The organism is Acidobacteriota bacterium (assembly GCA_009691245.1).
Lineage (GTDB): Bacteria > Acidobacteriota > Terriglobia > 2-12-FULL-54-10 > 2-12-FULL-54-10 > SHUM01.
The window spans coordinates 23,668-34,179 of record SHUM01000039.1 but is presented as its reverse complement, the minus strand read 5'-3'; the positions used below and the strand labels follow the sequence as shown (position 1 = coordinate 34,179).

The window sequence follows — 10,512 nt, the reverse complement described above, 5'->3', positions numbered from 1 at the left end:
CCAGCGGAAGGTAGCCGAAGTCGGCGGTGCCCTGTTCGATCATCGCGCCGATCTCGAAGCCGCGGCGCCGCAGGACTAGAATCTCAACCTGGGGATGTTGGTTCATGAACGTCTTCAGGCGGCTCAAGAATTTGTTGAGTATGGCCTGTGCCTGGCCCTTGCGGGGCCGGGACGGCATCCGGGTGAATTTGCCTGCCGGAGGTTGCCAGTATATATCTAATTTACCCGGAACCACCCCGGGCAACCAAAATTTTTGCGAGAGACGCGGACGCGAGAAGGACCGCGAATTCCGCTGCCGAGGATCCCGCAAAGACTGCAAGCTTTGGTGGGGCAGGGGGTGGGCTGAGTGAGGGCCGTCTGGAGTGCGCGATACGACCGCAAGGTTGGTCAGGGCCGCAATAACTGTGAACGTGGATAGTTGTGGCTGGGCTGCGTATGTGGGCAGGTTGGCGCGTGAAATTGGTTGTGGAATTGTGCCCGAAAATGGTGCAGTCGCGGAGCAGTCCGCGGCGGGAAAGTCATTCTGGGGAAGCTGGAGTTTTTACGCTTTGGGTCTACTCTTCGGTCTAAGCTTCGGCGGAAGTTTTGACCAGCTCGAGGAAGGCGCGGGCGGCGTGCGAGAGGTGGCGGTGCGAGGGATAGACCAGGTGAATCTTGCGGGCGACTTGCAGTTCCTTCATGGGGATGGTTACCAGCAGGCCGGCGGCGATCTCGGGTTGCACGCACATGCGCGGGACGAAGGCCACGCCCATCTTCGATTGCACCAGCTTCTTGATGGTTTCGACCGTGGGCATCTCGATGTCCATGTTCAGTGGGACGCGGTGGCGCTGGAAGGCGTCCAGCACCAGCTGACGGTAGGGCGAGGCGATGTTGTGCGCGATGATCGTCTCGGTGCCCAGGTCGCGGATCGACACCTGCTTACGCTTGGCGAAGCGATGCTCCGGGTGGACGATGAAGGCGACCGCGTCCTGATAGATGACAATCGAGTTGAGGTTCTTGTCGCCGGGCCGGTAGCTGACCACGCCCAGTTCCAGCGTGTTGTCGCTCACCTCGTTGGGGATATTGCGCGACAGCGCGCGGCGCACCTCCACCTTCACGCCGGGGTAGAGCGCGTGGAACTTCTCGATATGCGTGAGCAGATAGAGAGCGCCGCTTTCGTTCGCGCCGATGATGAGCTTGCCGGTGTACTGATTGCGCAGCTCGGTGAGCGCGTTGGCCATCTCGCGGCGCATACTGTCAAACTTCTGCGCGTACTCGAAGACTACGCGGCCGGCGTCGGTGAGCGTGCCATCTTTGAGAGAACGGTCGAGCAGTTTTTCGCCCAGCTCGGCCTCCAGCCGCTGCACGGCCAGACTGATCGCAGGCTGGGTGCGATGCAACCGCCGGGCGGCGCGCGAGAAGCTCTTCTCGGTGGCCACGGTCAGAAATATGCCGAGCTGCGAAAGTTCCATGAGAGTTCTTTATGCCCCGCCGATCAAGCTGCCTTACGTACAGAAGACCCGCGGGCACGTCCGCGGGAGCGGCCTCGGGTCATATTAACAGAATTTATAATCAATTTCTAATTATAAGTTTGTTTTGGGTTGGGCGGGTTTGTTATAATTCAGGTGGAATTCTGTCCTGAACGGCGGGCGCGGGAGCGGTCGCTGCGGAGACGGCAGGAGGACTTGAGTGCCCGAGGATAACGTCGGAAACGTCGAAAGCAATATTGGCAACGTAAAAGCCGGCAACGCTTCATCCACTCCAGGCAATCGAGTGCGCATCTTCGACACCACGTTGCGCGACGGCGAGCAATCGCCAGGCTGCAGCATGAACACTCCGGAAAAACTGCGCATGGCCCGCCAGCTTGAAGATCTGGGCGTGGACATTCTGGAAGCCGGCTTCCCCATCGCCTCCACGGGAGACTTCGAGGCCGTGCGCCAGGTCGCCCAGCAGGCTGGGAATAAAATCACCATCGCTGCGCTGGCGCGTTGCGCCCAGGCCGATATCGAACGCTCCGCCGAGGCGCTGGAGCCCGCCAGCCGTGCGCGCATCCACGTTTTTCTGGCCACCTCCGACATTCATCTGGAACATAAGTTGAAGATCACTCGCAGCGAGGCTCTGGAGCGCATCGGCAACGCGGTGCGTCTGGCGCGCAAACTGGTGGAAGACGTCGAGTTTTCCTGCGAGGACTCGACGCGCACCGACCGCGCGTTTCTGTGCGAGGCCTTCAAGACCGCCGTGGAAGCCGGCGCGACCACGCTGAACATTCCTGACACCGTCGGCTACACCGCGCCGCGCGAGTACGCCGAGATCACCGCGCTGGTGCGGCGGGCAGTGGGCGAGGGTCCTATCCTGAGCGTGCATTGCCACGATGATCTGGGCCTGGCCGTCGCCAATTCATTGGCCGCGGTGGAGGCGGGCGCGCGGCAGATCGAATGCACCATCAACGGCATCGGCGAGCGGGCTGGCAACGCCGCGCTTGAAGAAGTGGTGATGGCGCTGCGCGTGCGCCACGATCTGATGCCCTACACCAACGGCATCAATACGGAACTGCTCTTTCCGACCAGCCAGTTGCTCAGCGAGATCATCGGCGTGCCGGTGCAACCAAACAAGGCCATCGTGGGCCGCAACGCGTTTGCGCACGAGGCAGGCATCCATCAGGACGGCGTGCTGAAGAACGCGCTGACGTATGAGATCATGACGCCGCAATCGGTCGGCGTGCCCACCAATATGCTGGTGCTGGGCAAGCACTCCGGTCGCCACGCGCTCTTAAGCCGCTTGGAAGGACTCGGCTATCGCATCGAGGCGGGTCAGATCAACGACATCTATCGCCGTTTCAGCGACCTCGCCGATCGCAAGAAAGTCGTCGTGGAAGATGACCTGATCCGGCTCATGCAGCACCACGAGCAATCCCTCCCCGCCGGGGTGTGAGTTAAAGTCGGAGGCGAATTTAAGTCATGCCGAACAATCTTAATGAAATCTTCCACGAAGCGACTAAGCTGCCGGAGCGGGATTGAGCCACGCTGGCGGGCTTATTGGTTGAGACCCTTGACCCCGCTCCGGAGGCCGACGTGCAAGCCGCCTGGTCGCTGGAAATTGCGTGTCAGGTGGCCGAGGTCGATATGGGAGCGGGGGAATTGATCCCCTGGGAAGCAGTGCGGGAAGAACTTTTTGCCGGGATTTGATTTCGGCAGCGTGGCATGGTCAAGGAACTTGTATGCAAATTCAAACAACACGCGACCGAATCATTGAGGCAATGGGGAACCTGCCGCCGGACGCCACTTACGACGACGCGATTGAGCGAATCATCTTTCTAGCCAAAGTCGAGGCGGGATTGGCGGAGTTGGATGCGGGCCAAGGTATTCCCCACGGCGAAGCCATACAGCGGCTCAATCTGGTGCAATCCCGCTGACCCTGTGTTCCTTAAAAAATGAATTTACTTTCGATTGTCATCCTGAGCGGAGCGAAGGATATGCTGTTTCTCAGATTGCCAGCGAAAGCAGATCCTTCGCTCCGCTCAGGATGACAGTAAGTGAGTTCAATTCACGTACTGAAAGGAATATCGGAAATGAATCGCGTCCCATACTCCTCACGGATTATTCTGGCTGCCTTGCTGCTGGCTGGCAGCAGTGCGTCCGCGCAAAACGGTTCCACCAGCGCGAGGGATAAAGACGCGGCGTGCCGCAACCTGGTGAATCATCCGGCGCTGACGATTCTTTCGGCGCAGATTAAGGAAGCCAGCGGCGCGACGCCGCGCTACTGCTATGTGCGCGGGCTGATCTCGCCGGCGATTCACTATCACGTGCAACTGCCGCTGCCGGAAAATTGGAACAATAAATTTCTGATGTGGGGCGACGGTGGCACCGACGGTGACCTGGACTTCGCCGACCATCGCGTGGCGCAGGGCTATGCGGTGGCCAACAGCAACACGGGGCACGACTCCGCCTCCGAGCCGGGCGCGGTGTTCGCCTACAACAATCCGCAGGCGGAGATCGACTTCGGTTATCGCGCCGTGCATGTAACCATTAGCGCAGCCAAGTCGCTGGTGAAAGCCTACTACGGGAGCGACCCGCGCTATGCCTATTTCGAGGGCTGCTCGCAAGGCGGCCGGCAGGCGCTGATGGAAGCCCAGCGTTATCCGCACGACTTCGACGGCATGGTCGCCGGAGCGCCCGCCATTTACTATCAGTCCTCGGCGGTCTCGCGCATCGAGGCGTTGAAGCGGGTATACGGCGACCAATTTGCCGGCGACCTGGCGTTTGACAAAGATGGTGACGGCAAGCCGGAGAGCCTGACGAAACTGGGATTGCTCGAACAAGCCGTGCTCGCCAAGTGCGACGCGCTGGATGGCATCACCGACCGCGTTGTCGACGACCCGCTGGTCTGCAAGTTTGATCCGGCAATGGATCTGGCCGCGCAGATGTGCGCGGGCGACATCAACGGCGACGCCTGCTTCACCACGCGGCAGATCGAGACCATCAAGAACCTCTACGCCGGCGCGGCGGACAGCAAGGGTAAGATTATTTTCAAAGGCCGAGCGCTCGGTTCCGAGTTCGGCTGGTCCAGGCATCTTCTGCCGTTCGCGGGGAATCAGTTTGCGCCTTCTGCTCTCGCGCTGACCGCCGACCGCATGAACTATATGTTCTACGGAAAAGACCCCGGCGTTGCGCCGCCCAGCCTCACGGACCTAACGCACATTCCTGACAAGACGAAAAATCCGCCGGAGTACGCGTGGTGGGAATTCAATCCAGACGACTGGACAGACGGCAAGGGCGCGCAGGTTTCCTCCAACCTCGATGCCACCGATGCGAACCTGACGGAGTTTCTTATCAAACGTAACGGCAAGCTGGTGATCTACCACGGCTGGGGCGACGCGCTGATCTCAGCTGAACCGACGCTGGACTACTACAAGGAAGTCGTGGCGACCACCTTCAACGGCGATGCCGCCGCCGCGCGCGCGCGCGCCCGCCTGTTCATGATTCCCGGCATGGACCACTGCGCGGGCGGCTCCGGCCCGGATAACTGGGATCGTCTGGCCCCCGTTGTCGATTGGGTGGAGAAGGGCCTCGCGCCGGACCACCTGGTGGCTTCACGGCGCCGCGCAAACGGCTCGGTGGAAAATGAACGCAAGATATGCGCCTACCCGCAACGCGCCGTCTACACCGGCCCGCAGGGTGGCGAGAATGATCGCGCCAACTGGGTGCAAAGTAACTTCACCTGCCGCTGAGCGAAGGCCTTTTCTTGGCGTTTGTAAAGATGCATTACCGTGGTAATATATTGATATGACCATTGCTCGATCCAGACTGACGGCCCAAGGGCAGATTTCCATTCCAGCGGAGGTGCGCCGCAAGCTCGGCGTGGGTCCGGGATCGGTGATTGAGTGGGAAGCGGCGGGGCGAAAGATCGTCGTGCGCCGTGCCGGACGCTACAGCTCGCAGGAAATTCACCAGATGCTTTTCCCCAAGGGACCACCTCGCGCACGGAGCATGGCGGAGTTGAAGGCGGGCATCACGCGATATATACGGAAGCGCCATGCGCGCCGCCCATGAAAGCAATTGACACGAATGTGCTGGTGCGGTTGCTGTTGCGCGACGATCCGCTGCAAACAGCCGCCGCCGACCGCTTTGTGGAGGCAGGCGCATGGGTGTCCCACCTCGCCCTCGCCGAAACCATGTGGGTCTTATCCTCCATCTATGAACTTAGTGCAGCGGAGATCGCCCGCGCCGTAGAGCTGCTTTTGAAACACCGCGACCTGACGATTCAGGACTCCGAAGTGGTGGCCGCGGCGCTGGCCAGCTTTCGCAAGCGCCCCGTGCCGGGCTTCTCCGATTGCCTGCTGGTGGAACTGGCGCACAAGGCCGGTCATCTGCCCCTGGGCACGTTCGACCGCGAACTCAGCAAGGTCAGCGGCACGCATAAGCTATGAATTCGCCCCTGAAATTCCTGCGGACCTCCTCTTGATAACAGTTCGTGGTATATTGTTATCATGATACGGACACAGATCAGCTTGTCCACCGATGAGTACGCAGCAGCCAAGCGGGAAGCTCGACGGCTGGGCCTTTCCCTAGCCGAACTGGTGCGGCGCTCACTAAGGCCAGCCCTCCCGGTGTCGTCCGACAAGCCGTGGATGCGCTATTCCGGAATGGTCGAATCGGGAGACCAGAACTCATCGCAGAACATTGATGAAGTGATCTATGGCCATAAAGACTGAAGTCTACGTGGACACCTCCGCGTTGATTGCATTTCTTGACCGTTCAGACTCGCATCATCCCCTTTTCCACAGGCTCTTTGCAGACCCTCCCGCGATGGTTACGAGTACCCTGGTGATCGCTGAAGGGCATGGCTGGTTTCTGCGCCGTTATGACCGTACGCGAGCCTTGCAGTTTCTGGCGATGGTCGAAGATTTCAAGCTGTTGCATCCGATAGCAGTCGGCAGTGCGGAACATGCCGGTGGTGTAAAAATGCTGCGCCGATTTGCCGATCAAAACCTTACATTGGCAGATGCGGTGGGGCTCTATATTATGAAGGAACGCCGTATTTCCATCTGCTGGTCTACTGACCGCCATCTTGGATTGACAGGCGTACCATTGATTGTGAACCGGAATTTATCATAAAACCTTGAGGAGATTCGAAACGTGAAGCTGCGTATTGCGTTGTTGCCAGGCGATGGCATTGGGCCGGAAGTGATTGATCAAGCGACTGCCGTGCTGGAGGCGGTGGGGAAGAAATTTGGGCATGAGTTGGAGATGCAGTCGGGGATCTTCGGCGCGGCGGCCATCCGCGCGACCGGCGATCCGCTGCCGCCCGAGACGCTGACCATGGCCAAGGCCGCCGGGGCCGTGCTGATGGGCGCGGTGGGGCATCCTGACTTCGATACGGTCGCGCCGGAGAAGCGGCCCGAGAAGGGGCTCCTGCGCGTACGGAAGGAATTGGCGGTGTTCGCCAACATCCGCCCGGCGCTCTGCTACAAGGCGCTGGAAACCATGTCCCCGCTCAGGCAGGAGGTAGTAAGCGGAACCGATCTGATCATCGTCCGCGAGCTGACTGGCGGCATCTACTACGGCACGCCGCGCGGTGTGGATCGCAGCGGACCTGAGCCTGTCGGCACCAATACGATGGTCTATTCGCGTAGTGAGATCGAGCGCATCGCGCGCTGGGGCTTTAAGCTGGCGCAAGGGCGTCGCAAGCTGCTCACCAGCGTGGACAAGGCCAACGTGCTCGACACTTCGCAGCTCTGGCGCGAAGTGGTTACCGAACTCGGCACGCGCGAATTTCCCGATGTGAAGCTGGAGCACCAACTCGTTGATTCCTGCGCCATGCTGATCATCACCAAGCCCACGCACTTCGATGTGGTGGTAACAGAGAATCTGTTCGGTGACATCCTCAGCGATGAAGCCGCCGTGCTGACTGGGTCGATCGGCATGTTGCCCTCGGCGTCGCTCGGTGAGCGCACGGGCCTGTACGAGCCGGTGCATGGCTCCGCGCCGGACATTGCGGGCAAGGGCATCGCCAATCCCTATGGCACGATACTTTCCTCCGCGATGATGTTGCGCCACAGCTTCGGTCTGGAGAAGGAAGCCGCCGCCGTGGAGGCGGCCGTGTCCCAGTCGCTAAACAGCGGAGTACGCACGCGCGATTTGAAGGGCGAAGCAACCACTACACAGGTGGGTGCCGCTGTGGTTGCAGCGCTGTAAGTTTTTGCGTGAACAGAGCCGCGACCGTTAGGGAGCGGACACGCTTGACCGTGGGAATCGTCGGAGGTTACCGCTCCCTAACGGTCGCGGCTCTGTTGGCGTTGTGATACTTCCCAAAACTGTCCTGTTCCCCACTGTCCGCTTTCATTAATCCCATCTACAATAGGCATCGACCGCAGAATTTTCTCGCTTAGCGAAGGATCAGGTTCGCATGCCGCGCCAATCCTTGACGGAGTATCTCGACGAGTCGGTTCAGTATGCCGGCGACTGCGCCATCGTGCATAGGCGCGGGTATCGCACCGAGCGCTGGAGCTACGCCCAACTCATGGATTCAGCGCGGCGGTTTGCGCGCGAGCTGGAGGCGCGCGGCGTCGGTTGCGGCAACCGCGTGCTGTTCTGGGGTGGCAACTCCGCCGAGTGGGTTGCTGCATTTTGGGGCACCCTCTATCGCGGCGCAGTTGTCGTTCCGATGGATCGTGCGGCGACACCTGAGTTTGCGAGTACAGTGGCGCGGCAGGTGAGCGCGCAGTTGCTGGTGGTGGATGCCGATCTGTCATTCGCATTCAGCACGGCGGAATTTGCAGGACGCACACTCCCGTTTGATAATTTCCATCAGATGCTCTCCCGCCACTCGGCCGACCCGCTGCCCTCCTCCAGCATCGCGCGCGCGGATTTGGCGCAGATCATTTTTACTTCCGGCTCGACCGCCGAGCCCAAGGGCGTGGCGCTCACGCACGGCAATCTGCTCGCCAACATCGAACCGCTGGAACGCGAAATCGCCAAATATCGCAAGTATGAACGCTGGGTGCATCCGCTGCGTTTTCTGGAGATGCTGCCGTTGAGCCACGTCTTTGGGCAGTTCATGGGTCTGTTCGTGCCGCAACTGTTGGGCGCGACGGTCATTTTTCTGGACACGCTGAATCCATCGGAGATGATTCGCGCGGCGCGGCGTGAGCGCGTGAGCGTTCTGGTGGCGGTGCCGCGACTGCTCGATTCCATGCGGAACAAGATCGAGCGAGACGAAGAAGCGAGCGGTAGCGCAATGCGATTTCAGCACGATTTAGTGGCGGCGGAACAAGAGCGTTTCTGGTGGCGTTGGTGGCGCTTCCGCCGTATCCACCGCCAATTCGGATGGAAATTCTGGGCGGTCCTCTCCGGCGGCGCCGCACTCTCGCGCGCAACGGAAACTTTCTGGGGCAGGCTGGGGGTTCTCGTCATGCAAGGTTATGGATTGACCGAGACCGCGTCGCTGGTCAGCCTGCGGCATCCGTTTGGCGGGGCCTTGGGCAAGGGAGAGGACTTCATCGGCAAATCACTTCCGGGGCGCGAGATGATCCTCGACGAGACGGGCGAGATACTGGTGCGCGGCGAGAATGTCGCCGCTGGTTACTGGAACAGCGAAAAACTCCAGCCGCTTACTGACGAGCAGGGATGGTTCCGCACGGGCGATGTCGGCGAGATCGACAGAGAAGGGAATCTCTACTTCAAGGGCCGCAAAAAGAATGTTTTGGTAACGGCGGCGGGGATGAACGTTTATCCCGAAGACATCGAAACGGCGCTGCGCGCCCAGCCGGAGGTGCGCGACTGCGTGGTGGTGGGTGTGGTTGTAGACGGAGCCGTGAGTGGACAGGAAGAGGCGTGCGCGGCACTCATTCTGCAAGCTGGCGCAGGGGGCGACAAATCTGCGGCGGCGAAAATTATTGAGCGGGCCAACACCCGTCTGGCTGAATATCAGCGGTTGCGCTATTGGATGACGTGGCCGCATGACGATCTGCCGAGAACTTCGACCGGCAAGCCACTCTTGAATCTGATCCGTGAGAAGTTGCAGGCAAGTGTCGGCGAGGCGCGCGGGGCAGAGCCAGCGGGCAAGGAATCGTTGTCACGGGAAGCCAGCCCGCTCGACGCGATTTTGCGCCGCGTGGCGCCTCATTCCCCTGCGGCGGACGCGGGCATCTCATCGGGCACGAGACTGGAAGAGGACTTGAGGCTTACTTCGATTGATCGCGTCGAGCTACTTAGTGAAATGGAAGACCGCTTCCAGATGGATGTGAATGAGGTGGCGTTCAGCAACGCAACGACGGTGGGGGAACTCGAAAAATTATTGCAGCGTTCCGCCGCTGTCGCAAATTCATATCCTTATGCACGCTGGCCCCGCCATTGGGCGGTGGCCGCCGCGCGCGAGATTGCGTGGTGGACTCTGGTCATGCCCGCCATGCTGTTGCTCGGCTATCCACGCGCAAAGGGCCGCGAGAAATTGCGCGGCGTGAAATCTCCCCTGCTGGTGGTGGCGAATCATCAGACAGAGATCGACGCCGCGTTCCTGTTGGCGGCGCTGCCCGCGCAGCTGCGCCGCAAGATGGCCATCGCCATGGTGGGCGAGCGGCTGCGAGATATGCGCCAGCCTCCGCTGGGAAGCAACCTGTCCCACAAAGTTTTTCATCCCATCGCCTATTTCTTGCTCACAACGATCTTTCACGTCCTTCCGTTGCCGAAGCAATCCGGCGTGCGCGGCAGCTTCGAGTTCATGGGCGAGCTGGTGGACCGGGGCTGGTCCATCATGATTTTCCCTGAGGGCCAGTTGACGCGCGACGGCGCGGTGGGGCCGTTTCGCGGCGGCATCGGTGTGCTGGCTGCGTCGCTGGGCATTCCCGTCGTGCCGATGAAAATTGCTGGTCTCTACGAACTGAGAATGTCCGGACGCAGGCGCGCCGCGCGCGGCGAGATTGTTGTAACGATGGTGGAACCCGCGCGGTTTGGCGCTCAGGATGAGCCGGAAGCCATCGCGGAGTCATTGCGCGCAATGGTTGCCGACGCTGGACATCCTTCTGCACCCTCCTAA

11 protein-coding genes are annotated in these 10,512 nt (G+C 60.5%); 10 read left to right on the top strand and 1 reads right to left on the bottom strand.

Annotated elements, in window-relative coordinates:
- Positions 1–566: 566 nt before the first annotated feature.
- Positions 567–1,451, bottom strand: coding sequence for a LysR family transcriptional regulator (locus EXQ56_10325; GenBank protein ID MSO20837.1), 885 nt, complete (start codon positions 1,449–1,451; stop codon positions 567–569).
- 253 nt (positions 1,452–1,704) lie between these two features.
- On the opposite strand from EXQ56_10325, the gene EXQ56_10320 reads away from it, so the two are divergent.
- The 10 genes from EXQ56_10320 to EXQ56_10275 all read left to right on the top strand — a co-directional run bounded on the left by EXQ56_10320 (position 1,705) and on the right by EXQ56_10275 (position 10,512).
- Entirely contained in the window at positions 1,705–2,910 is a 1,206-nt protein-coding gene (locus tag EXQ56_10320; GenBank protein MSO20836.1) for a 2-isopropylmalate synthase, read from the top strand.
- A gap of 92 nt (positions 2,911–3,002) precedes the next feature.
- On the top strand, positions 3,003–3,164 hold the full coding sequence (locus tag EXQ56_10315) for a hypothetical protein (GenBank protein MSO20835.1): 162 nt from the start codon (positions 3,003–3,005) through the stop codon (positions 3,162–3,164).
- 32 nt (positions 3,165–3,196) lie between these two features.
- The gene (locus EXQ56_10310) at positions 3,197–3,391 is read left to right on the top strand and encodes a hypothetical protein (protein ID MSO20834.1); all 195 of its coding nucleotides are present in this window, start codon (positions 3,197–3,199) and stop codon (positions 3,389–3,391) included.
- A gap of 156 nt (positions 3,392–3,547) precedes the next feature.
- Complete coding sequence (locus EXQ56_10305) at positions 3,548–5,206, top strand: tannase/feruloyl esterase family alpha/beta hydrolase (GenBank protein ID MSO20833.1); 1,659 nt, start codon at positions 3,548–3,550, stop codon at positions 5,204–5,206.
- Between the two features lie 55 nt (positions 5,207–5,261).
- The gene (locus tag EXQ56_10300; GenBank protein MSO20832.1) at positions 5,262–5,528 is read left to right on the top strand and encodes an AbrB/MazE/SpoVT family DNA-binding domain-containing protein; all 267 of its coding nucleotides are present in this window, start codon (positions 5,262–5,264) and stop codon (positions 5,526–5,528) included.
- A complete protein-coding gene (locus tag EXQ56_10295) occupies positions 5,525–5,905 on the top strand; it encodes a PIN domain-containing protein (protein ID MSO20831.1) in 381 nt (126 codons plus the stop codon). Before EXQ56_10300 ends, EXQ56_10295 begins: the two co-directional genes overlap by 4 nt.
- Before the next feature lie 60 nt (positions 5,906–5,965).
- Positions 5,966–6,190, top strand: a complete 225-nt coding sequence (locus tag EXQ56_10290; protein ID MSO20830.1) for a CopG family transcriptional regulator — start codon at positions 5,966–5,968, stop codon at positions 6,188–6,190.
- On the top strand, positions 6,174–6,593 hold the full coding sequence (locus tag EXQ56_10285) for a PIN domain-containing protein (GenBank protein MSO20829.1): 420 nt from the start codon (positions 6,174–6,176) through the stop codon (positions 6,591–6,593). The genes EXQ56_10290 and EXQ56_10285 overlap by 17 nt, the downstream gene beginning before the upstream one ends.
- A gap of 21 nt (positions 6,594–6,614) precedes the next feature.
- On the top strand, positions 6,615–7,673 hold the full coding sequence (gene leuB, locus EXQ56_10280; protein MSO20828.1) for a 3-isopropylmalate dehydrogenase: 1,059 nt from the start codon (positions 6,615–6,617) through the stop codon (positions 7,671–7,673).
- A gap of 211 nt (positions 7,674–7,884) precedes the next feature.
- Positions 7,885–10,512 carry a hypothetical protein gene (locus tag EXQ56_10275; GenBank protein ID MSO20827.1) on the top strand — a complete coding sequence of 876 codons (2,628 nt, stop codon included), beginning with the start codon at positions 7,885–7,887 and terminating at the stop codon, positions 10,510–10,512.

Coding starts and splice junctions, on each gene's coding strand:
- EXQ56_10310 (MSO20834.1), top strand. CDS start 3,197: ATGCAAATTCAAACAACACGCGACCGAATCATTGAGGCAATGGGGAAC.
- EXQ56_10300 (MSO20832.1), top strand. CDS start 5,262: ATGACCATTGCTCGATCCAGACTGACGGCCCAAGGGCAGATTTCCATT.
- EXQ56_10295 (MSO20831.1), top strand. CDS start 5,525: ATGAAAGCAATTGACACGAATGTGCTGGTGCGGTTGCTGTTGCGCGAC.
- EXQ56_10325 (MSO20837.1), bottom strand. CDS start 1,451: ATGGAACTTTCGCAGCTCGGCATATTTCTGACCGTGGCCACCGAGAAG.
- EXQ56_10285 (MSO20829.1), top strand. CDS start 6,174: ATGGCCATAAAGACTGAAGTCTACGTGGACACCTCCGCGTTGATTGCA.
- EXQ56_10305 (MSO20833.1), top strand. CDS start 3,548: ATGAATCGCGTCCCATACTCCTCACGGATTATTCTGGCTGCCTTGCTG.
- EXQ56_10275 (MSO20827.1), top strand. CDS start 7,885: ATGCCGCGCCAATCCTTGACGGAGTATCTCGACGAGTCGGTTCAGTAT.
- EXQ56_10290 (MSO20830.1), top strand. CDS start 5,966: ATGATACGGACACAGATCAGCTTGTCCACCGATGAGTACGCAGCAGCC.